At 65.8% G+C, this 21,331-nt stretch carries 19 protein-coding genes; 7 read left to right on the top strand and 12 right to left on the bottom strand.

What is annotated here, in order from left to right; all coding sequences use genetic code 11:
* The first annotated feature begins 102 nt into the window (after window positions 1-102).
* The 3 genes from SMD10_RS15890 (at window position 103) to SMD10_RS15880 (ending at window position 2,685) form a co-directional block, all read left to right on the top strand.
* Window positions 103-1,161, top strand: a complete 1,059-nt coding sequence (locus SMD10_RS15890) for a LacI family DNA-binding transcriptional regulator (RefSeq protein WP_331686704.1) — start codon at window positions 103-105, stop codon at window positions 1,159-1,161.
* Window positions 1,149-2,126 (top strand): 2-hydroxyacid dehydrogenase, encoded by a 978-nt coding sequence (locus SMD10_RS15885; RefSeq protein ID WP_331686703.1) that lies wholly within the window; start codon window positions 1,149-1,151, stop codon window positions 2,124-2,126. The genes SMD10_RS15890 and SMD10_RS15885 overlap by 13 nt, the downstream gene beginning before the upstream one ends.
* Before the next feature lie 154 nt (window positions 2,127-2,280).
* Window positions 2,281-2,685, top strand: a complete 405-nt coding sequence (locus tag SMD10_RS15880) for a hypothetical protein (protein WP_331686702.1) — start codon at window positions 2,281-2,283, stop codon at window positions 2,683-2,685.
* 97 nt (window positions 2,686-2,782) lie between these two features.
* On the opposite strand, the gene SMD10_RS15875 is transcribed toward SMD10_RS15880, so the two are convergent.
* The 8 genes from SMD10_RS15875 to SMD10_RS15840 form a co-directional block, all read right to left on the bottom strand.
* Window positions 2,783-3,451 (bottom strand): GNAT family N-acetyltransferase, encoded by a 669-nt coding sequence (locus tag SMD10_RS15875; RefSeq protein WP_331686701.1) that lies wholly within the window; start codon window positions 3,449-3,451, stop codon window positions 2,783-2,785.
* The gene (locus SMD10_RS15870) at window positions 3,448-4,293 is read right to left on the bottom strand and encodes an alpha/beta hydrolase (RefSeq protein ID WP_331686700.1); all 846 of its coding nucleotides are present in this window, start codon (window positions 4,291-4,293) and stop codon (window positions 3,448-3,450) included. Before SMD10_RS15870 ends, SMD10_RS15875 begins: the two co-directional genes overlap by 4 nt.
* A 59-nt stretch (window positions 4,294-4,352) precedes the next feature.
* Window positions 4,353-4,997 carry a 2-dehydro-3-deoxy-phosphogluconate aldolase gene (locus SMD10_RS15865; RefSeq protein ID WP_331686699.1) on the bottom strand — a complete coding sequence of 215 codons (645 nt, stop codon included), beginning with the start codon at window positions 4,995-4,997 and terminating at the stop codon, window positions 4,353-4,355.
* 246 nt (window positions 4,998-5,243) lie between these two features.
* The gene (locus SMD10_RS15860) at window positions 5,244-6,641 is read right to left on the bottom strand and encodes an alpha,alpha-trehalose-phosphate synthase (UDP-forming) (RefSeq protein ID WP_331686698.1); all 1,398 of its coding nucleotides are present in this window, start codon (window positions 6,639-6,641) and stop codon (window positions 5,244-5,246) included.
* Window positions 6,642-6,750: 109 nt separating this feature from the next.
* The gene (gene otsB / locus SMD10_RS15855) at window positions 6,751-7,473 is read right to left on the bottom strand and encodes a trehalose-phosphatase (protein WP_331686697.1); all 723 of its coding nucleotides are present in this window, start codon (window positions 7,471-7,473) and stop codon (window positions 6,751-6,753) included.
* A 64-nt stretch (window positions 7,474-7,537) separates the two neighbouring features.
* Window positions 7,538-8,359 (bottom strand): N-acetylmuramidase domain-containing protein, encoded by an 822-nt coding sequence (locus tag SMD10_RS15850; protein ID WP_331686696.1) that lies wholly within the window; start codon window positions 8,357-8,359, stop codon window positions 7,538-7,540.
* Between the two features lie 86 nt (window positions 8,360-8,445).
* Window positions 8,446-10,260, bottom strand: a complete 1,815-nt coding sequence (locus SMD10_RS15845) for an IlvD/Edd family dehydratase (RefSeq protein ID WP_331686695.1) — start codon at window positions 10,258-10,260, stop codon at window positions 8,446-8,448.
* 25 nt (window positions 10,261-10,285) lie between these two features.
* Window positions 10,286-11,365, bottom strand: coding sequence for an aldose epimerase family protein (locus tag SMD10_RS15840; RefSeq protein WP_331686694.1), 1,080 nt, complete (start codon window positions 11,363-11,365; stop codon window positions 10,286-10,288).
* Window positions 11,366-11,749: 384 nt separating this feature from the next.
* On the opposite strand from SMD10_RS15840, the gene SMD10_RS15835 reads away from it, so the two are divergent.
* The 4 genes from SMD10_RS15835 to SMD10_RS15820 all read left to right on the top strand — a co-directional run bounded on the left by SMD10_RS15835 (window position 11,750) and on the right by SMD10_RS15820 (window position 16,185).
* Complete coding sequence (locus SMD10_RS15835; protein ID WP_331686693.1) at window positions 11,750-12,493, top strand: FadR/GntR family transcriptional regulator; 744 nt, start codon at window positions 11,750-11,752, stop codon at window positions 12,491-12,493.
* A gap of 149 nt (window positions 12,494-12,642) precedes the next feature.
* Window positions 12,643-13,986: a DUF1800 domain-containing protein gene (locus tag SMD10_RS15830; RefSeq protein ID WP_331686692.1), complete on the top strand. Its 1,344-nt coding sequence runs from the start codon at window positions 12,643-12,645 to the stop codon at window positions 13,984-13,986.
* Between the two features lie 4 nt (window positions 13,987-13,990).
* Entirely contained in the window at window positions 13,991-15,217 is a 1,227-nt protein-coding gene (locus SMD10_RS15825) for a DUF1501 domain-containing protein (protein WP_331686691.1), read from the top strand.
* A gap of 143 nt (window positions 15,218-15,360) precedes the next feature.
* Window positions 15,361-16,185 (top strand): inositol monophosphatase family protein, encoded by an 825-nt coding sequence (locus tag SMD10_RS15820; protein WP_331686690.1) that lies wholly within the window; start codon window positions 15,361-15,363, stop codon window positions 16,183-16,185.
* On the opposite strand, the gene SMD10_RS15815 is transcribed toward SMD10_RS15820, so the two are convergent.
* From SMD10_RS15815 to SMD10_RS15800, 4 genes are all read right to left on the bottom strand, one after another.
* A complete protein-coding gene (locus SMD10_RS15815) occupies window positions 16,182-17,030 on the bottom strand; it encodes a glycerophosphodiester phosphodiesterase (protein ID WP_331686689.1) in 849 nt (282 codons plus the stop codon). The genes SMD10_RS15820 and SMD10_RS15815 overlap by 4 nt on opposite strands.
* Window positions 17,031-17,246: 216 nt before the next feature.
* Window positions 17,247-18,929, bottom strand: coding sequence for an acyltransferase (locus SMD10_RS15810; protein ID WP_331686688.1), 1,683 nt, complete (start codon window positions 18,927-18,929; stop codon window positions 17,247-17,249).
* A 153-nt stretch (window positions 18,930-19,082) separates the two neighbouring features.
* Window positions 19,083-20,327: a YyaL domain-containing protein gene (locus SMD10_RS15805; RefSeq protein WP_331686687.1), complete on the bottom strand. Its 1,245-nt coding sequence runs from the start codon at window positions 20,325-20,327 to the stop codon at window positions 19,083-19,085.
* Between the two features lie 222 nt (window positions 20,328-20,549).
* Complete coding sequence (locus tag SMD10_RS15800) at window positions 20,550-21,218, bottom strand: ABC transporter substrate-binding protein (RefSeq protein ID WP_331686686.1); 669 nt, start codon at window positions 21,216-21,218, stop codon at window positions 20,550-20,552.
* Between the last annotated feature and the right edge of the window lie 113 nt (window positions 21,219-21,331).

Here is a 21,331-nt window from a genome sequence, read left to right as displayed (position 1 = left end):
AGCAAGTCGAAACGATGCAATTGTTTATGCTGCCCTTTCGGTTCTGCGCCGTCTTTGTCATAGATGGCCGACCGACGAACTGACCGCATCGGGTAGAGACAGGTGGCCCAGAAAGTTAAGTTGTCGACGATCGCCGAGGCGCTCGGGCTTTCCACTGCGACCGTCTCGCTGGCGTTGCGCGACAGCCCCCTGGTGGCCGAGGCCACGCGCGAGCGCATCAAGGAGGAGGCGCGCACCTCCGGCTATATCTACAATCGCCGGGCGGCCAGCCTGCGCACGTCCAAGTCCGGCATTATCGGCGTGTGCGTGCACGATGTGATGAACCCGTTCTACGGCGAGATCCTGCAGGCGATCGAGCACGAGCTGGACCGGCAGAATCACACCTTCATCCTGTGCAACCACTACGACCAGCTCCCCAAGCAGCGGGCGTTTATCGATACGATGCTGCAGCTCGGCGCCGACGGGATGATCATGTCGCCGGCGATCGGCACGCCCGCCGCAGACATCGAACTGGCGGAGAACAACAACCTGCCCGTCATGCTCGTGGCGCGCACGGTCGAGGGCGCCCAAGTGCCGGGCTTCCATGGCGACGACCGCTACGGCATGCGCCTGGCGGTCGAGCATTTGATCAAGAGCGGCCATCGAAGCATCGCCATGGTCGGCGGCGACGAGACCACGTCGACCGGACGCGAGCGCGAGGCGGGCTATCTCCAGGCATTGGCGGAAGCCGGCATTTCCCTGCAGCAGGAATGGCGGATCAAGGGTGCCCGCGACCGTCACAGCGGCTTCCAGGCCGCCCCAAGGCTTCTGGATCTGCCCGAACTGCCGACCGCCGTCGTCTGCTATTCCGATCTCGTGGCGCTCGGCCTGATGTACGGCCTGGGCCGGGCCGGGCTCGTGCCGGGCGAGGACATCGCCGTCATCGGCTATGACGACATCGAGGAAGCGGCTATCGCCACCCCCGCGCTAACCACCGTCAGCAACGGCCAGACCGAGGTCGGCAAGCTGGCCGCTCGGGCGCTGCTGGCCCGCCTGCAGGGCGAACAGGTGCCGGCGGAGACGCAATTGATCACGCCGACGCTCAAGATCCGCCGATCGAGCGAGTATTCGCCGGGTTCCGCGGCCGGCAACAGACCGAAGGAACAGACATGTCAGAGCTGAAGTCGATCCCGATCCTCGTCTCGAAAAAGATGAACGTGGATACCCTGGCGACGCTGCGCGAGACGTTCGATGTCCGCCCCTTCGACGGCAATCCCGCCAGCCTCGGCGACGAGGACCGTCACGCGGTTCGCGGCATAGCCCTGGCCGGCGGCGCCGGAGCCGCCCTGATGGACGCTCTGCCCAATCTGGAAATCATTGCCAGTTTCGGCGTCGGCTACGACGGTGTCGATGTGGCGGCAGCGGCAGCGCGGCGCGTTCTGGTGACCAATACGCCCGACGTTCTGACCGAGGAGGTCGCCGACACGACGCTGGGCCTTCTTCTCAATACAGTGCGCGAATTCTCCAAGGCCGAGCGCTATCTGCGCGACGGCCGCTGGGAGACGGACGGGCCCTATCCGCTGACGCCGATGACCCTGCGCGGACGCAGCGCCGGCATCTTCGGTCTCGGGCGCATCGGCCTGGCCATCGCCCGACGCCTCGAGGCCTTCGGCCTGACCGTCAGCTATCACAATCGACGCCAGCGCGACGATGTGCCCTATCCCTATCATGCCAGCCTGGCCGATCTCGCCGCGGCGGTCGACACGCTGATCGTCGCGGCTCCGGGCGGACCGGCGACGGAGAATGCCGTCGGGCCTGCGGTGCTCGAGGCGCTCGGCCCGAACGGCGTGCTGATCAATATCGGCCGCGGCACGACCGTCGATGAGGCGGCGCTGGTCAAAGCGCTCGCCTCCGGCACGATCGGCGCGGCCGGGCTTGACGTGTTCGTCAACGAACCGAAGGTATCCGCAGACCTGCGTGCCCTCGACAACGTCGTGCTTCTGCCGCATCTCGGCTCGGCATCCCGCGCCACCCGGTGGGCGATGGGCGATGTCGTCGTCAACAATTTGAAGATGTGGTTTCAAGAGCGTAGGGTCGTCACGCCTGTCCCGGAGATCGTGGCGGCGGGCCTTGTCGAAGCAGGGTGATCTATATCAACTCGCCGAAGGCAAGGTTCAGTTAACTTTTCAGTAATACCGTCGCTTGGATCAGGATGAACAAATCGTTCTCGGAGCCCACCCGATGAAATTTGCCGCGGTTGCTCTTTCCGTTGGTCTCGCTGGCGTTTTGCTGGCGTCATGGATGCAGGGCGCTGCCATCGTTCCCGGCGAAGGACTGCCGGCCACGGTTCTGGCCAATGCAGACGTCACCCCCGATCCGGTCGTCACTGGTTCCATCGGGACCGCGGCCGAGCGCGAGGAGATGGACGCCATGCGTCTCATCGATCTGCGCAGCGGCGCCACCTGCAAGGTCGCCAAGCCGGCGAATCAGGACGAGAGCTTCAAGCGCGTGCCGCTGAACCCCGATTGCGCCGCCTCGCCCGAGCTTTCGCGGATCACCTATTGGCGTTCGACGCCGAGCGGCACGCTGATCATGGCCGATTCGGGCGGCGCCACGGTTCTGGAATTCGCTCCCGGTGACGGCGTACTCTACGAGTCGATCTACCCGTCCAACGCCTTGATCACCATCGTCCCGGCCCGGAGCTGACGGCAGAGATCGGAGCCTCACCGCTTCCCCAGGATGCGCAGGACGGACGGCTTGGTGGATATCGCCAAGCCGTTTCGCTGCTCGCGCCGTTTCGATTCTACCGGAACGCGTCGAGGCTTTGGCGCTGCCGCCCCCTATCATCGAAATTCCCGGTGTCGAGCCACGCCTCGAAGGCCGACCTCCGGCGCGGCCATTCGTCGTCGGTCATGGCGAACCAGGCGGTGTCCCGGTTGCGGCCCTTGACCACCATGTGCTGGCGAAAGGTGCCCTCGTAGGTAAAACCGAGCCGTTCGGCAGCGCGGCGCGAGGGGCCGTTGGTGGCATCGCACTTCCACTCCAGCCGACGGTAGTCGAGTTCGTCGAAGACGCGGCCCATCAAGAGGAAGAACGCCTCCGTGGCCTCCCGCGTGCGCTGCAGGCGGGGGCCGAGCACGACGTTGCCGATTTCGATCACCCCGTTGGCGGCATCGATGCGCATCAGCGCCATCCAGCCTTCGGCGCGACCCGAGCTCTTTGGGACGACGGCGTGAAGCACCATCGCGCTATCGAAGGCAAGCCGGCGCAACACGGTTTCGAGCGCCTGGCCGTTTGCAAAGGGACCGTAGCCCATCCAGCGCCAAAGAGCGTCGTCCGCCCCTGCGACGACGTCATAAAGCTGGCCGAACCGCCGCTCGTCGCCAACCGGCTCGACCAGGACCGATCGGCCCTCCAGAGCCACACGCCCTGGCAGTGCACGGGGTTGCCAAGCGCTGAGGTCGTTCGTCATGAGCGCTCCCGGATGAAGCGAAGAATGCTGTCTCGAATCTGCTCGTTCTGAAACGGCAAGGCGGTCGCCAGAACACGCAGCACGCCAATATGCGACAAGCCGGGAAGGATTTCCACGCTCGCCGACGCCCCCACGGCTGCGGCCTTCGCGCCGAGCCGCCGCGTGTTGCCGGGATCGACCGTGGTGTCGCCGTCCCCCGCGATCAGCAGCATGGGCGGCGCCTTTTCGTCCACGAAGTTGATCGGCTGGCTGGCCACGCGCGTCGCCTCCGGAAAGATCCGCTTGTAGCGCTCCTCCGTCAGAGGCAGAAAGTCATAGGGCCCGGCCAGTCCGATGAAACCCGCCAGGCGATCCTGGGCAAGACCTTCGCGGGCCAGATAGCGCCGATCGAAGGCCAGCAGGGCAGCGATTTCCGCACCGGCCGAATGCCCCATCAAAAACAGAGGATGGTCGCCAGCAGGAAGACCCTCACCGGCCGACGCCGCCTCGGCGACCGCCGCCACTGCGGCCGCCCCGTCTTCCACGAAGGCTGGAAAGACCACCTCGGGATAAAGCCGGTAGTCGGGGATGGCGACCGCGATGCCGGCACTGGCGAGCGACTGGCCGAGGAAAGCGTAGATGTCCTTCGACCCGCTGTCCCAGCTTCCGCCGTAGAGGAAGACCACCATCGGCGTCGCGGCGTCCGCGCCGTCGGGAACATAGAGATCGTAGCGGCCGCGCTCGCCTTCCGCATAGGGCTGGTCGTGCAGGACCTCGTATCCCGCACGGCTGGTCACCACATTGAGCAGCGTGACGCCCGCAGAACAGGCCGACAGGCCGATGCCGAGTGGCAGAACGGCCATCAGCAGTCGACGCAAGCGACGAGCCGGCAAACGATGGCCGCGTGGCGGCAAGCGGCGCGTCAGTTCTTCTTGGCCAATCCGGCCGCTTCGGACGCCAGACGGGTAATCTCGTCGAAGTTTCCGGCAGCCACCAGATCCTTCGGGCAGACCCACGAGCCGCCGACGCAGATGATGTTCGGCAAGGCCAGATAGTCGCCGACGTTCTTCATAGAGATACCGCCGGTCGGGCAGAACTTGACCTGCGGAAAGACCGCCGAGAGCGACTTCAGATAGGAGGCGCCGCCCGACTGCTCGGCCGGGAAGAACTTCAAGAGCTCGTAGCCCTCCTCGATCATCGCCATGACCTCGCTGGGCGTTCCGGCGCCGGGCAGCAGCGGCACGGCCGAAGCACGCGCGGCGTCGAGCAGTTCCATCGTCGCGCCGGGCGACACGATGAACTTGGAGCCGGCGGCCACCGCCTGGTCAAATTGTCGCGGGTTGAGCACCGTGCCTGCACCGCAGACCGCTTCCGGAACCTCCTCGACGACGCAGCGAATCGCGTCGAGCGCGGCCGGCGTCCGCAAGGTGATCTCGATCGCCGTCAGGCCGCCCTTGGCCAGCGCCCGGGCCAGATCCACCGCTTCGCGGGCCGTATCCACCACAACCACGGGCACGACGGGCTGGGCCGTCAGGATGGGAGTCAGTGCCTTCGTCTTCTGGGCCATCGGATCGTCCTGATTTCTAGAGCATGCACGGGCAAAGCAGGCGAAAGGCCGTGCAGCCGGATGGTGCCGTCTCTGCCTGTTCGAGGTGTCGGCCGCCTGACTAGAGCCTCGCGGCGCAAAAGGGAAGTCACCGCAACGCATGACGGCTATCCCGCGGCATCTCGTCCAGCGGCGCAACGACGCGATTCGATCGAGGCGCTCCCGGCGGTGGGAGCGGTTCGAACGCCCAACCCGACCGATCGCGGCTCAGGCGGCGATCTCCACCGCTTCGAGCGCAGCCAGGAAACGATTGCACCATTGCTCGGCCGTCCCAGTGAAAACCTGCTTGCGCATCGCCTGCCAACGCCGCTGACGCTCTTCCAGCGGCATCTTGAGGGCGGTCTGCAAGGCGGCGGCCACGTTGTCGGTCGAATAGGGATTGACGATGAGCGCACCGCACGCCAGTTCGGCCCGCGCACCGGCAAACCGCGACAAGATCAGGACACCCGGATCGTCCGGGTTCTGCGCCGCCACATATTCCTTGGCCACCAGGTTCATGCCGTCGCGCAGCGGCGTCACCATGCACACCCGCGCCGCGCGATAGATGCCGGCCAGCGCGCGGCGCGTGAAGCCGCGCGTCATGATCTGGATGGGCGTCCAGTCGAGCGTCGCGAACCGGCCGTTCGTGCGCCCGGCGAGCTTTTCCAGCTCGTCGCGCAGCTCGGCATAAGCGTTCAGCTCCGATCGCGACAGCGGCGCCACCTGCAGAAACTGGACGTTGCCCCGGTTCTCCGGATAGCTGTCGAGCAGCCTGTCGAAACCCTTGAAGCGTTCGAGCAGGCCCTTGGAGTAGTCCATGCGATCGACGCCGACGATTTGCTGGCGTTCATGCGAGATGTCGCGCACCATGTCCTCGTGCTCGACGGCCTCGGCCGAAAGCGCGAAGCGGGCAAACCCTTCGGCGTCGATACCGATGGGAATGGCGCACGCGGTCACCGTGCGGTCGCCAACGCGCACCTGGTCGTTCTCCAACTCCTCGCCGCCGAGTTCGTAGACGCAAAACGCCACGAAGTTGCGCCGATCGGTCTCGGTTTGAAATCCGATCACGTCATAGGCCAGCATCGCCCGGATGATGTCGTGGCTCGACGGCAGCGCGGTGAAGATTTCCGGCGGGCAGAACGGGATATGGAGGAAGAAGCCGAGCCGCCCCTTGAAGCCGCATTTGCGCATCTCTGCGCCGAGATAAAAGAAGTGGTAGTCGTGCACCCAGACCAGGTCGGTATCATCGACCAGGCCGGCCAGCCGAACCGCGAAACGCTCGTTGACATGGCGATAGATCCGGTCCGACCAGTCGTCGAATTCAGCCAGATCGAGCCGGTAGTGCAGCAACGGCCACAAAGAGCGGTTGGCATAACCGAGGTAGAAGCCCTTGAGGTCCTCTTCGGTCATGTCGATCGTCGTCATGGCCGTATGGTCGTAGATCTCGGTCTTTTCCGGGCTGAACGTTCCCTCGTCCGAGGTCTCGCCGCTCCAGCCGAACCAGAGGCCGCCGCGTCGCCGCAGCGCGTCGGCCAGCCCGACGGCCAGGCCGCCGGCCTTGCCCTCGTCCTTCAGCGGTCCGACGCGATTCGATACGACGACCAGACGATGCTGTTCTTCGGTCATGGCTCCCACCTCCGAAATGCCATCCTGCTTGATCAGGATTTCATCGTCGAACCCATTCCTGCCTGACCTTCGGCCAACTTCGTCCAGCATCCCCATTCCGCCACCGTTGTTATCGTGCCCCCAGCCAGTCGTGCAGAGCCGAGACATCCGCCAAGCGATACTCCGCACACGTCGCAGCACCGCCGATCTTAATGGAAATTCCGCCCGCCTCGCTGACATGACGCAAGGCGTATTCGTCGGTCACGTCGTCGCCGGCATAGATCGGCGTTCGTCCGATGAAAGGACCCTGTCCCATCAGGTCGGCGACGGCCACGCCCTTGTCCATGCCGGCAGGATGAACCTCGACGATCTGGTCGCCCTTCATCACCACCAGATCCTCGCGACCATCCGTCGCGCCGGCCATGATCTGCGCGGCGAGGCCGGCAAGATCGGGCGCCGTGCGATAGTGCAGCACCAGCGCCATGCCCTTGTCCTCGAGCTTCAACCGAGGCTCGGCCGCGAGTTCGGCCTGCAAGGTCCGGCGGATCGTATCGAGCGCCTCCGGCTCCATCAGCCGGCTGATGGGATCGCCGGGGTCGGCCCGTCGCTCCAGCCCATGCACGCCGGCAGCGGCAAAGCGCAGCGGCGAGAGGAATCGGTCGAGATCGGCGATCCGCCGGCCGCTGACCACCGCCAAAGCGCCGGAAAGCTCCGATTGCAGGACGCTCAGGCGATCGAGCACATGGGGAGCGATGCGGACCGCGTCCGGATCGTCCACCAGGTCGACGAGCGTCCCGTCGAAGTCCAGAAAAAGCGCATGGCGCTGCGGATCAAGCGGGGGCGGAATAGTCATGTCGCCTGCCAAGATAGCGCCGAACGCGCCGATGGCCAACCGCCCAACCGCCTTCTCCGGCAACTCAGCCGGCGGTCGCCGTCACCCCAAGCGCGTCGAAGACGCCCCGATCGGCGGCCCCCGTCGCGACCATCCCCTGCCGGGCCTGAAACAGAGCGACCATCGCTCGCGTCTTTGGCCCGAAGATGCCATCGACCACCACATCGAGCCCCACCTGGCAGAGGCCGCGCTGCAGCGCCGTGACCGCAGCGCCGCGCGCGCCGAGCTGGGTCATGTTGCTTTCCAACGGGTCGGCCAAGGCTCGTCGGGCCTTGGTGAGCGCCACGGCGATCTTGTCGTCGTAGCGGTTCCGACGGAAGCCGGGGCCGTTGTAGCGCCGCGCAAAGCCCTCGAAGTCGGCGCGATCCAGACGGCGATCGAGTCCGCCCAGACGGAGGAATCGCGCGACGATATCGAATTGGCCCGCAGTTGACTGGCGCGCCGTGGCCGCGAGATCCGTTGCGCTGGCAAAGCCCAGTTTCTTCCAATGCGCGCCCATGACCTGGCCCAGACCCCACGAGGTGGCCGCATGGGCCGCCTCCGCGTCGATCGCCACGGCGCGGTCCAAAAGCCGCCAACGCGCGGCCTGCGAGCGCGGATTGGCGATACGGCCCGCGCGCGGATCGGCCAGTCCGGCGGCGCGAGCCGTCGCACGGGCATCTCCGCGCAGGCCGCGATCGAAATAATGTCCCTCGAACCGGATCAGCGGCTCCTGCCGATTCCCGACGAGCGCGAAGGCTTTGGCATTGGTTTCCACCAACGCCACCGCGATCAGCACCGCGGCCGCCACGCCGGTCTGGCTTTCCACCTGCCTTGCCGCGTCCACGACATCTCTCGAAACACCCATCATCCACTCCCCGCCTTCGACACAGGGCATCAGTGTGCCAGGGTGTCGACCGGCGGGGATAAGCGGGACGGCGCATCACGGCCGGTTCAATGGCTGTCGCGCGGCAGTCCCTTGGTCTGGGCGATCCGCTGGAACGCAACGGCAGGTTCCAGCACCGCGCCATCGCCCATCTGGGCGACCATCGAACGCTGGATTTCCTGCCAGGGCGTCTGGCTCGCCGGATAGGGATAGCCGCCCTCGGCCTCCAGCGCAGAGCGACGTTCCTCCAGGTCCTCGTCGGAAATCAGGATGTTTGCGCTGCCCCGGCCCAGATCGATGCGCACCCGGTCGCCGGTTCGAAGCAGCGCCAAGCCGCCGCCGGCGGCGGCCTCCGGCGAGGCGTTGAGGATCGAGGGCGAACCCGACGTCCCGGACTGGCGACCGTCGCCGATGCAGGCGAGCGACGTGACGCCCTTCTTGATCAGGTAATCGGGCGCCCGCATGTTCACCACTTCCGCCGCGCCCGGATAGCCGATCGGCCCCGCACCACGCATGAACAGCACGGTGTGCTCGTCGATGGCGAGCGCCGGATCGTCGATGCGAGCGTGATAGTCCTCCGGCCCGTCGAACACGATCGCCCGGCCCTCGAAGGCCATGGGATCGGCGGGATTGGAGAGATAGCGGTCGCGGAATTCCTGCGAGACGACGCTCATCTTCATGATCGCCGAGGAGAACAGATTGCCCCGCAGAACGCGGAAGCCGGCATGCTGCTTGAGCGGCCGGTCGATCGGCCGGATCACGTTCTCGTCCTGGATCAGGACACCGCGGCAATTGTCGCCGATGGGCTGACCGTTGACGGTCATCGCGTCTTCGTGGATCAGCCCCTCTCTCATGAGCTGCGCCACCACGGCCGGCACGCCGCCGGCGTGATAGTAGTCCTCGCCCAGATAGTCGCCGGCCGGCTGCAGATTGACCAGGAGCGGGATCTCCTCGCCATAGGTCTGCCAGTCGTCGACCGTCAGCTCGACGCCCAGATGACGGGCGATGCCCTCCAGATGGATCGGCGCATTGGTCGAGCCGCCGATCGCCGAATTCACCCGGATGGCGTTGACGAAGGCCTCGCGCGTCATGATGTCGGAGGGCTTCAGATCCTCCTGCACCATGTCGACGATGCGTAGGCCTGTGCGGTAAGCCATCTCCTGGCGATCGCGGTAGGGCGCGGGGATCGCAGCCGAGCCCGGCAGCTGCATGCCCAGCGCCTCGGCCAGCGAGTTCATCGTGGTGGCCGTGCCCATGGTGTTGCAATAGCCGGTCGACGGCGCCGAGGAGGCGACCAGCGCCACGAAGCCGGCATAGTCGATCTCGCCGGCGGCCAGCATCTCGCGCGCCTTCCAGACAATGGTGCCCGACCCCGTTCGCTCGCCGCGGAACCAGCCGTTCAGCATCGGCCCGACCGACAGTGCGATCGCGGGAATGTTGACGGTCGCGGCGGCCATCAGGCAGGCCGGCGTGGTCTTGTCGCAGCCGATCGTCAGTACCACGCCGTCGAGCGGATAGCCGTAGAGCACCTCCACCAGGCCCAGATAGGCGAGATTCCGGTCGAGGGCTGCGGTCGGCCGCTTACCGGTCTCCTGCAGGGGATGCACCGGAAATTCGAGCGGAATTCCACCGGCCTCGCGGATGCCGTCGCGAATCCGCGAGGCCAAGTCGAGATGATGCCGGTTGCACGGCACCAGATCCGAGCCGGTCTGGGCGATGCCGATGATCGGACGGCCGGATTGAAGCTCTTCCTGGCTGATGCCGAAGTTGAGATAGCGCTCCAGATAGAGCGCCGTCATATCCGGATTGTGCGGATTGTCGAACCAGGCGCGCGAGCGCAATTGCCGGCCGGACTGGGAGATGGGGGTGCTGGGCTTGGTCATCGTCTTCGATCGCAAAAGCAGGGCGTCAGCGTTGGGAGGTGGAAAAGCGGTAGATCGACACGTGCCGGTAGACCTCTCCCGGATCGAGGCGAACCGAGGGGAACTCCGGACGGTTCGGCGAATCCGGAAAATGCTGCGGCTCCAGGCAGAAGGCGTCGGATTGCCGGTAGATCTCGCCGTATTTGCCTACGACCGTGGAATCGAGGAAATTGCCGGCATAGACCTGGACGCCCGGCTCGGTCGTCAAAAGCTCCATCACACGTCCGGATGCGGGGTCTTCCAGGCGCGCCGCCGGCTTGGGCTCGGCCGTCGCGCCGCCGCGCAGCACGAAATTGTGGTCGTAGCCGTGCCCGAACACGATCTGTTCTTCGTCGCCGTCGCGGATGCAAGCGCCCACCGGCCTGACGGTGCGGAAATCGAAAGCCGTATCGGCCACCGCGCGTACCTCGCCGGTCGGAATGGACGTCGCGTCGACCGGCAGGAAGGCGTCGGCCTCGACACTCAGCCGGTGATCGAGGATGCTGCGAACCTGTTCGACGCCGCCCAGGTTGAAAAAGCTGTGATTGGTCATATTGATGATCGTCACGCGATCGGTGGTCGCCTCGTAGGCGACGGTCAGTTCGTTCGGCGCCGAGAGCGTGTAGGTGACATCGACCTCGACGCGGCCCGGGAACCCCTCCTCGCCATCCTCGCTCACCCGATGGAAGGTGACCGACGGCGCCGGGGTCTCGATGGCGGCCGCAATTGTCCAGAGCCGGCGGTCGAAGCCGCCGGCACCGCCATGCAGCGCATTCGGCCCGTTGTTGGGTGCGATCCTGTAGTCGACGCCGTCCAGCGAAAAGCGGCCGGCGGCAATGCGGTTGGCGTAGCGCCCCACCGTTGCGCCGAAATACCGCGACTTTTCTTCGTAGCCGGCAATGGTCGAGCGACCGAGCACCACATCGGCCAGCTGTCCCTCGCGATCCGGCACGAAAAGCGATTGGATCGCGGCGCCGTAGGCGATCAGCCGCACGGTCAGGCCATCGCTGTCGAAAAGCTCTATCGCCTCGACGACCTCGCCGTTTCGCAGCGTTCCGAACTCCGTTCGGGTCAACCCCGCCGCCATCTTCCATTTCCTTTCGCGATTGTTCTATGACAAAGATTTAGGGGGACCTGACGATCGACAAGAAGGCGCTCGACAATCGCAATACATCGCAGACGATCGATCAATACAGCGCAGCAACTCATGGCTCGGCCCCTCCCTGCCGCTCCCCGATTGGGTTCTCGGACCTCGCCGGCATCGAGCCTTGCAGCAGGACGACAGCCACGGTCCGGTGGAAAGCGACGCGACGCGCAAACGAACGGCCGTCATGTCTTCGCTCCGCTTGCGGCACCGGGCACCAAACAACAGGTTGTATCATCGGCCGGTATCTTGCTCGGCACTCACTGCCAAGTCAACTAATACTCAGACAAATTACGTGATGGCTGATTTATAGGGAGAGGAAACGCAATGCCAGGCGCCAGCGGCCCCATCAAACGCGGCGAACTGCCGCAATCGCGTTCGCCGAACAAGTCGGCGCGACGGCTGCATGGCGACATTGCGCGTGATCTCGGGGTGGCCATCGTGTCGGGCCGCTACAAGTCCGGCGACCTGTTGCCGGGCGAGATCGAGTTCAGCGCCGCCCTCGGGGTTTCGCGCACCGCCTATCGCGAAGGCGTCAGGATGCTCGACGCAAAGGGCCTGGTCGAGAGCCGGCCGAAGACCGGCACACGAGTGACCCCTCGGCATCGCTGGCGTTTTCTCGACCCCGACGTCCTCGGCTGGTTCTTCGAAGCCGGCGAGCCGGATCCCGCCTTCCTGCGCGGATTGTTCGAACTGCGCACCATCGTCGAGCCGCCGGCAGCCGCTTTGGCGGCTTCGCGGCGAAGCGACGCGCAGGTGGCGGCCATGGCGACCGCCCTCGACGACATGGATCGCCTCACCCTCGCCACGGAAGAAGGACGGGATGCGGACCGGCTGTTTCACGATACGATTCTGAGCGCATCCGGCAACGAGGTGCTGGCATCGCTGTCGACTGGGATCGGCGCGGCGATACGGTGGACGACGCTCTACAAGCATCGCACCCAGCCGGTGCCTCGCAACGCCATGGACGATCACCGCGCCGTCTTCGCCGCGATCCGATCCGCCCAGCCCGACGCGGCGCAGGAGGCTATGACCCGGCTCGTTGAGCGCGCCATGCAGGATCTGGAATAGCGACCGAGCGTCCAGAACCGCCAAAAAACCATAATTTGCCGTAGTTTAGCCGCAACTCGTCCGTCTTTTGGGCAATTTATCAGGCTACCTTATGGTAGCCGAAGGATCAGTCCAGACGGCGAAGCTTGGTTTCGGCGGGTGTCTCGAACATGTCGACCATTTCAGCGTCACAGGCCATGGCACGGTTCGGACTGGGCTTCCGGGTCGATGGCGATCGGGCAGCCCGGCAGGATGCGCGCGGAGCTCTGCTCGCCGCTCTCGACCATCCGAAGGACGCGCTGCTCCGCGACGACGACCTGCCGGATTCGCGCGAGGCCTTCGCGTTGACGCAAGCTGCGCAGCAGGCCCGCCGCAAGGGCATGGATGCGCCGGACGGCCCGACGCCGCAGAACCCCGCGGCCCTATACCGAAGCGAAGCGGCCGCCCGCCTGAAACGCATGTCGCAGACGCAGACGGGCGTTCTGGAGCGCCTGGTCGCATTCTGGACCAATCATTTCTGCGTCCAGGCCGGTGCCTCGCAGGCGGTGCGCGCCATGGCGGGAGCCTTCGAGCGCGAAGCCATTCGCCCGCACGTGCTCGGCAAGTTCGAGGACATGCTGGTGGCGGTCACCCGCCATCCGGCCATGCTGCTCTATCTCAACAATGCCGGGTCGGTCGGCCCTGACAGCGTCGTCGGCCAGCGGCGCGGGCGTGGCCTGAACGAGAACCATGCCCGCGAGTTGATGGAACTTCATACGCTCGGCGTATCGGGCGGATACGATCAGGCCGACGTGGTCGCGCTGGCCCAGACGTTGACCGGCTGGAGCTTCGGCCGCAACGCCGATCGAGTGGAAAGCTACGGCCAGTTCCAGTTCAACAAGGGCGCTCACGAGCCGGGCGAGCATACCATCATGGGTGTGAGCTACACCCAGAAGGGCGAGAGCCAGGGGATGGCCGTCCTGACAGATCTCGCGCGCAGCCCCGCCACCGCCCACCACCTTGCCACCAAGCTGGCTCGCCATTTCGTCGCCGACGAGCCGCCCTCCTCTTTGGTCGAGACGCTTGCGAGCAGTTATCTGGCCAGCGATGGCGACCTGAAGGCTCTGTCGAAAACGCTGCTCACCGCCGAGGAAGCCTGGACGGCTCCGCCGACGAAGATCCGATCGCCGCAGGAGTTCGTCTGGGCGGTGGTGCGCGCGGTCGAGCCGAATGTCGAGGCACCTTTCGTGCTGAGGGCCTTCGAGGCGGCTGGCCAGCCGCTTTGGAACCCGCCCTCGCCGGCCGGCTTCAACGACGGCACGTCTGTGTGGCTGGCGCCGAGTGGTCTGACCACACGCCTGGAGATCGCCGAACGCCTGGCGAGCCGGTCGCGCAAGGACGATCCGCGTCAGGTCGCCGAAGCGGTCCTCGGCGACGCCCTGTCTCCGGCGACCCGACAAGCGATCGAACGAGCGGAATCCTCGACCCAGGGTCTGGCGCTCCTGTTGATGAGCCCCGAGTTCCAGCGGAGGTAGCGACATGTCTTCGAACGAACGCCTGCTCGACGGTCTGATCTGCCCCGATCGACGCGCCTTTGTGGCCGGCGCCGGTGCCTTCATCGCCTGGGCGAACATGCCGCGCCATGCCTTTGCCGGCCGTCGGGATCCGCGCTTCGTCGCCGTCGTGCTGCGTGGCGCGATGGACGGGCTGGCGGCCGTGCCGCCCGTCGGCGACCCCGACTACGCGGCGTTGCGCGGCGAATGGGATCTTGGCGCCGGCAACGGCGTCATCGGGCTCGACGACTTCTTCGCCTTGAACGATGCGATGCCCCGGCTCGCGGACCGTTATCGGCAGCGCCAGGCGCTCATCGTCCATGCCTGCGCCACGCCCTATCGGGACCGGTCGCATTTCGACGGACAGGACGTCCTGGAGAGTGGCATGACCGGTCCGCATGGCAGCGAGACCGGATGGCTCAACCGGGCCGCGGCAGTGTTGCCGAAAGGCGATCGGGTGCGACCCGCCTCCGGTCTTGCCGTCGGCGCCACCGTGCCGCTGATCCTGCGCGGCCAGGCGCCGACCCTTGCCTGGTCGCCGCCGCGGTTCAAGCCGATCGGCGCCGACACGGCGGACCGCCTGGCATCGCTCTATGGCGAACGCGATCCTGTCCTGGCCCGCGTCTTCCAGGCTGGGTTGATGACCGACGCGTTGGCGGAAGGCGGCAGCCCGTCGCAGCAGAGCGGCGGCATCAAGCAGGCGTTCCGCCAGCTGGCCGAGGGCGCCGGGCGGCTGCTCGCCGCCGACGACGGCCCCCGCGTCGCCGCTATCAGCTATGACGGCTGGGATACTCATATCGACGAAGGCGCGGACGACGGCAAGCTCGCCAATCTCTTGGGCGCCCTGGACGAGGCGCTGGACGCCCTGGCCGGTTCTCTCGGCCCGGACGTCTGGAAGGACACTGTGGTCGCGGTCATGACGGAGTTCGGCCGGACCGCGCGGGTCAATGGCAACGAGGGCACCGACCACGGCACGGCCACCACCGCCTTCCTCGTCGGCGGCGCCGTCAAGGGCGGCCGCATCCTGGCCGACTGGCCGGGCCTCAAGGACGCCGATCTATACGAGAATCGCGATCTCCGGCCGACCACAGATTTGCGCGCCGTCCTCAAGGGCGTCCTGCGCGACCATCTGGGCATCGAGGAACGGGCCCTCACCGGCACCGTCTTTCCCGACAGCATCGGCATCCGGCCGCTCGACGGCCTGGTGGCGTGACGTTTTTCGGGCAGTAAAGACGGTCTTTGACCTTTCGCGGGTTGAGGTCCCGGCCGAACAGGCGATAATCCAGTGCCGCTCGTGGCAGACCGACTGCTGACCGAGCGGCCGCGCGATCGTGCCGTTCGGAGTTTTTTCCAGCCATGCTTCTCTCGCTTCGCGACCGCCTCGGTCCCGATCCTTCGGCCGTGCTCGTCGAATTCGCCACGCTGGCGCTGATGGCCGGCGGCCTGGCGCGTTCGTCGCTGCGCCGCCGCTTGCCCGCCTCGATGGTTCTCAAGAACCCGCGCGACTATCAGACCGAGGTCGACGTCGAGATCGAGCGGCTGATCGTCGACGGCATCACCAGAGCCTTTCCCGATTTCGCCATTAAGGGCGAAGAGGGCGTGGGCGACAGGAGCGCTGCGGCGGACGCACCGCTCGTACATATCGATCCGATCGACGGCACCACCAACTTCGCCTGGGGCATCCCTCATTTTGCCATCGTCATCGCCCTGGAGGTCAAGGGCGAGATCACCGCCGGCGTCGTCTACGACTGCATGATGGACGAACTGTTCACTGCCGAGATGGGGCGCGGCGCCTATGCCGACGGCATTCGCCTGGCCTGCTCGCAGGACGCGGACGTGGCGAACGCGCTCATCGGCGCCGGCCTGCCCGTGCCCGGCCAGGTCAAGAGCGTGGCGACCGAGACCTATCACCGTTCGGTGCGACGTCTGATGGACCAGGCGGCCGGGGTGCGCCGGCTCGGCTCGGCTGCGCTGTCGATCGCCTACGTCGCCTGCCAGCGCCTCGACGGCTTCTTCGAGGACGGACTGTCGGAGCATGACTACGCCGCCTCCGTCCTGATTCTGCGCGAAGCCGGCGGGATCGTCACCGGTTTCGACGGAGGCCCGGTTTCCGGACAAAGCGCGATCCTGGCCGCCGGACCGGGACTTCACCCCTGGCTGATCCAGGGCTTCAGGGACTAGGCGAGCTCCATGGCGGCGATCGCCGCGCCGAGCGCCTCGGGATCGTCGGTGGTGATCTGGTCGACCTTGAGCGCCAGCAGGCGCCTGACGGTGGCGAGGCTTTCGGGGCTGGTCGACGCGATGGTATAGGCATCGACCCGCTTGCGGGCCGCCTGGAACGCCGCGATCAGATCGTGGCCCGCATCCATCGCGTCGAGCACGAGCCGATAATGCAGATAGATCATCGCGGCGTCGGGCGCTTCCGCGAGCGCGGCGGCGACGAAGTCGTCGTAGCGGCGCGTCCGGGCCATGTCGACCAGCCGCTCTTCATGGCAGGGATCGTGGCCGATCCTCAGGCCCGGCACCGCGGCCGCGAGACAGGCGACCGCCTCGGCATCACCGCCCGACAGGATCGCGTTGCGCTTGAGCGGCGTCACTGCCGCGGCAAAGGCCGCCACGTCGGCCGGCTCGATGGCCGCCCTATCCTCCTTCAGGTCGAGCTGCAGCAGGGAGGATTCGGGAATGTCCTCGTTTTCGAACACCGTCGGCAGATCGGCGAGAACCAGCACCGGTGAACGCGTCGGACGTCCGTCGTTGTCGCGGCGGAACAGTGCGCGCAGAGCGTTCGCGTCGAGATCGCACACCCGTCCCTCACCCGTCGCCTCGCGGCCGAGCACCGCATCGTGCAGGACGGCAAATCCACCGCCGGCATGTTTGCGGAGGTCGACCTCGATACTCGCGCCCGCATTCATTCCTTCCAGCAGACGCTCGGACGTGAAGGCGGTATCGCAGGCGCAGCGACGGCCGCGATGCCATTTGAGCCAAGTCCGATGGCCGGCGATTTCGCAGAAGATGGCACTGGTCATCGAACGTCCTCCTCGCAATCCCGCGAAACAGCCGATTCTAAAACGGCGGAAGCTCAGCCGCGATATACGGCTGCATCCGTCCCGACAAGGTCCAGAGGTTCCGGGACGCGAAGCGATCGCACGGGGGATGCTGTGCAGAGCTCGCTCCCAGCGGCTTCGACCTTGTGTCCAGCGCCGAGCCGCTGGCCCCGGGACGGCAATTCGGTCTCCTCGGGGTCAGGTCGAGGACATCGACGGTCCCAGGCTGGCTGCTCCGACGGCCTCCGTACGATGGACGCCACGCGGAACGAAGGCGAGCGCCGCGGCCAGACCGAGCGTCAGCGCCATCAGATGGAGGACGGAAAGCCACATCTCCGTTCCCTGCAGACTGGGCTCCTGTCCGGTCGAGAACGGGAATCCGCGCCTCGGCTGCCAGGAATCGAGGATCCGGACGACCTCGCGGGCAGCCAGGGCCCGGATGTCGCCCCGGCGGTGATCGCTCTGCCTGGACGCGAGCCACAACGGATGGATCGTGTCGAGAAGGTTGCAGGCGGTATAGTCCTGGCCCTGAAAGCCACGATAATCGCGATAATGGGCGAACACGGTGTCGATGGCGGCCTCCGGATAAGGCAGCGGCAGTCCGAATTGCGCATAGGTGCCGCGCGTCAGGCGGTAGAACCCGTTCACCGGCTGGAGCATGCGCTCGGCCGGCGTCGGTCGGCCCCAAACGCCGGTGATACGATCGGCATTCAGCGTCAGCCAGCCCATCACCATATCAAGCGCTCGTCCGCTGGAATGATAGCGACGATCGAAATAGAGCGCCGTGCCGATGGCATCGATGGTGGCACCCGCGCCCCAGGCGCCTTCACACCACGGCAGATCGTCCAGCCATTGGCCCAATTCGTCGGCCGTCACGGTTTCGACGCAGGCCACCGGTCGAGCGGGATGACTGCCGAGGCATTCCAGGGCATAGCCGACCGCGAGCACGTTATAGAGCGCCAAGCCGTCGGCACGCAGCGGACGATCAGACACCGGCGGCTGGAAGGGATCGGGAAACAGCCCCGTCTCGACGTCCTGAAGCGCCTGCAGCTCGGCGATCGTCGCCGTCCGAGCCAGCCCCTCGGGCAAGGCGCCGAAAGCGGCCGCGATCTCGATGGCGTCGCAAAGGTGGCGGGCGGACCGCGTCCGTCGTCCGCTGGCGTCGTACGAGGAATATCCGTCTGCGGTGCGGTGATCGGCCAGAATGGCCGGCCATTGCGCTTCGACCTCGGCCGAGAAGGCGGCCAGGCGCCGGTCCAGGCCATGAGCAGGACCGGCCAAAGACGGGGCTTCCGGCGCGGCGGAGCCGGCACCGCGCAACCTCAAGACTTTTGCCGGCACGCCACCGGCCACCGCGAAGGCCGGAACGTCCCGCGTCACCACCGCGCCGGCGGCGACGATGGCATGCTCGCCGATGCTCACGCCGTCGAGGACACAAGCATTGGCTCCGATCCACACGCCATCGCCAATCACGATACCACGCGTCTCGATCCCTTGCCGATGAATCGGTTCGGCCGTGGACTCCGACCGATGGTTGAAGCCGACGATCGAGGCGTGCGAGGCGATCCGCACGCCATCGCCGATGCGGATGCGGCCCGATAGGCAGGCAAACGGATTGATGGTGCAGTCGCGGCCACATTCGACGTCGCCGCGCACCAGCGCCATCGCGGCGATCCAGCTGCGCTCTCCAAGGACGAGGTGCTCGGTAAAGACGCGTGCGCCCGGTGCGACATACGCCTCCGGATCGATCTGCGCTCCGGCGGTCTCGGCCAGGCGAAGCTTCAACTCTCTTTGAGCGGGATGCTCGATGTCCTGGGGCGAACACTCCCAGGGCATCCACTGGATGCGATCGTCGGCCGGAAAGCCGTGCTCGTCCGACATGGCAGACCTCTCCACAAACACGCCCCGATCTCTGGGCCCGAATGACAATCCCGGAGCGCCTACGCTTCTGCGCTGGATGCCGAAGGCAAGCCTCGAATGCTTGAACAAGACCTCGCGTCAACGGCCGAGCCGGCCGTCATCACGGCTCGCGGGTCAATACCAAAAGAACTCTCGATGCCCCAGCCCGCGCAGCACGGCTTCGAAATAATAATAGTCTCCATAGGGAAGCATCGCGTTCGCCATATTGGGCTCGCTGCGCTGGCCCGCGAGGCGCACATGGGAGGCCGCGTTGGACAGCAAGCCCTGCGCATGCTCGACCGCTCTGAGGTCGTGGTTTTCCCGCAGCGCGAACAGCATCTTCAATCCGAATTCGCGATACCGCGCCGCCTGCTCCGTTTGGCCGGCCCGAGCCAGCACCTCGGCCAACAGCAGCAGCCCGGCCGACGTCACCGCTCCGGCAGAGGTGTCCTTATAGGCCGGCTCGCCCTCGGGCAGGAGATAATCCCAGACCGGAACCCAGTCGTCCGTCAGCTTGTCGATCGCATAGTCGGCGAGCCTGGCGGCGATCTCGGCATAGCGCATCTCGCCTGTGATCTCCGCGACCTGCGCGAAACCATGAATGGCCCAAGCCTGTCCGCGGCTCCAGCAGGATTCGTCGCTGTACCCCTGCCACGTGCTCGCTCCGATCGGCTCGCTCGTCGTCGTATCGAAGTCGAACGTATGATGGGTGCTGAAATCAGCCCGTATCAGGTGCTTGATCGTCGTGTCGGCCTGCCCGATCGCGGCGTCCCGGTAGGCTGCGACGTTCGTTTCGTTGAAGGCCCACAGCAGCAAGGCGAGGTTTTGCATGCAGTCTATGATGATCTTGCCCTGGACCTTGCGGGCATGCTCGCGATTTTTCGCGCCGGCCGTCCATGCCACGAGATAGTTGCCGGCCCAGTTGAACCGCCCGCGCAAGGCTTCGGCGGCCCGAAGCGCCAGTTCGTGCGCATGCCCGTCGCCGGTCAGCTTATAGTCTGCGACCATTGACAGCGAAAACAGAAAGCCGAGATCGTGGCTCAGCCAGAGCGGCGTATCGAGGATCCGCTTGAAATGGGGGATGCGCATCCGCGCCATGTTCTTCAGCGCCGGGTCGCCGGTGATCATGTGAGCCAGCCAGAGCTGGCCCGTCCAAAACGAATCCGTCCAGAAATACCCGCTCTTGGGATAGAGCCAGGTGAAGTCGTTGGGCCCGGCGCCGATCATCGGATTGCGGACCCCGATGATCGGGGCGTTGCGCTGGATCCGCGCGATGATGTCCGACTTCATCTCTTCCAGTCTGGTGGTCACGCGGTCCGGCGCGATGGGATTGCGGGCCGCGTCCAGCCGCTCGTCGTGAGCTTCGATGATGTCGTCCATTTCGTTTCTCCTATCGACCGTCTATTCGGCGACCGGCCGCATGATTGTTCGCGGCGCGATGCCGCTGTTGAGTGGACGGCAGAAACCGACCGATGACGGGCGGAGAAGCCATCTTCGCGGCCCGCATGACTGGCGGCTGTTCGCCGCATATCCTGCTCCATGATCGTGCCGACGCCGTCCGAGTATCGTGTCCCTCTGTGCCCCATTCCGACGCGCAGCCGATCACGCGGGTTGGGCCAAGCTCACCGGCGCGACGCGCCTCGGATCAGGTCGAGCCGGCTCGCCCTGCCCGGTAAACACCGAATCGATGATCTCCTGACGGTCGATGCCGTAGGACAGGCCGATGCGGAAATTCTTGTCGTTGAACAGCTTGTTCAATACCGGATCGGGGTGGTTGAGGTTCAGCTGGATCACCATCGTGTTCATGGTCGCCAGAACCTCGTCGACCAGATGGTACCCGCCCTGCTCCTGATTGTCGTAGACCAGCGGCTTGTTGGTGATCGTGTTGAAATACCGGTCCATCATGTCGATCTCGCCGTTGAGCGCGGCGAGCGTCAGCTCCTCCGCGCTCTGGCTGACGCGCAGTCTCATCTCGTCGATATAGGGGAGCTGATTGCCCTCCGTGTCGACCTTGAAATAATAGGGATTGCGCTCGAGCACGACCTGCGTGGCGCTGCCGGTGACCGGCACCTTCGTCATCCACGCCGTTATGACGGGCAGATCCGGATTGGCCCAGCGCGGCAGCACTGCCGAACCGGCCGGGCAGCGATCGACCATCATCATGCCCCAGCTGTCGAAACCGGCGTCCTTGGCCTGCTGGTCGGCGTCGGCGTTGTAGCTCGGGTCGAACTGCGAGCAGTAGTGCTTCTGTAATGGGCCTTCGTTCGTCAAGTCCCTCTGAATGATTATCTCGTCGCCGGGGTCATGCTTCTGTCCGTGGTCAGCACGAAGACTGCCACACTATGCCATCAGATCAACAAGCCGACAGGTCAATCTAAGAAGCG

Origin of the sequence: Consotaella aegiceratis (assembly GCF_036541425.1) — a bacterium.
Lineage (GTDB): Bacteria > Pseudomonadota > Alphaproteobacteria > Rhizobiales > Rhizobiaceae > Consotaella > Consotaella aegiceratis.
This window is presented reverse-complemented; position numbering and strand designations above follow the sequence as displayed.

Coding starts and splice junctions, on each gene's coding strand:
- SMD10_RS15885 (WP_331686703.1), top strand. CDS start 1,149: ATGTCAGAGCTGAAGTCGATCCCGATCCTCGTCTCGAAAAAGATGAAC.
- SMD10_RS15880 (WP_331686702.1), top strand. CDS start 2,281: ATGCAGGGCGCTGCCATCGTTCCCGGCGAAGGACTGCCGGCCACGGTT.
- SMD10_RS15875 (WP_331686701.1), bottom strand. CDS start 3,451: ATGACGAACGACCTCAGCGCTTGGCAACCCCGTGCACTGCCAGGGCGT.
- SMD10_RS15870 (WP_331686700.1), bottom strand. CDS start 4,293: ATGGCCGTTCTGCCACTCGGCATCGGCCTGTCGGCCTGTTCTGCGGGC.
- SMD10_RS15865 (WP_331686699.1), bottom strand. CDS start 4,997: ATGGCCCAGAAGACGAAGGCACTGACTCCCATCCTGACGGCCCAGCCC.
- SMD10_RS15860 (WP_331686698.1), bottom strand. CDS start 6,641: ATGACCGAAGAACAGCATCGTCTGGTCGTCGTATCGAATCGCGTCGGA.
- otsB (WP_331686697.1), bottom strand. CDS start 7,473: ATGACTATTCCGCCCCCGCTTGATCCGCAGCGCCATGCGCTTTTTCTG.
- SMD10_RS15850 (WP_331686696.1), bottom strand. CDS start 8,359: ATGGGTGTTTCGAGAGATGTCGTGGACGCGGCAAGGCAGGTGGAAAGC.
- SMD10_RS15845 (WP_331686695.1), bottom strand. CDS start 10,260: ATGACCAAGCCCAGCACCCCCATCTCCCAGTCCGGCCGGCAATTGCGC.
- SMD10_RS15840 (WP_331686694.1), bottom strand. CDS start 11,365: ATGGCGGCGGGGTTGACCCGAACGGAGTTCGGAACGCTGCGAAACGGC.
- SMD10_RS15835 (WP_331686693.1), top strand. CDS start 11,750: ATGCCAGGCGCCAGCGGCCCCATCAAACGCGGCGAACTGCCGCAATCG.
- SMD10_RS15830 (WP_331686692.1), top strand. CDS start 12,643: ATGTCGACCATTTCAGCGTCACAGGCCATGGCACGGTTCGGACTGGGC.
- SMD10_RS15825 (WP_331686691.1), top strand. CDS start 13,991: ATGTCTTCGAACGAACGCCTGCTCGACGGTCTGATCTGCCCCGATCGA.
- SMD10_RS15820 (WP_331686690.1), top strand. CDS start 15,361: ATGCTTCTCTCGCTTCGCGACCGCCTCGGTCCCGATCCTTCGGCCGTG.
- SMD10_RS15815 (WP_331686689.1), bottom strand. CDS start 17,030: ATGACCAGTGCCATCTTCTGCGAAATCGCCGGCCATCGGACTTGGCTC.
- SMD10_RS15810 (WP_331686688.1), bottom strand. CDS start 18,929: ATGTCGGACGAGCACGGCTTTCCGGCCGACGATCGCATCCAGTGGATG.
- SMD10_RS15805 (WP_331686687.1), bottom strand. CDS start 20,327: ATGGACGACATCATCGAAGCTCACGACGAGCGGCTGGACGCGGCCCGC.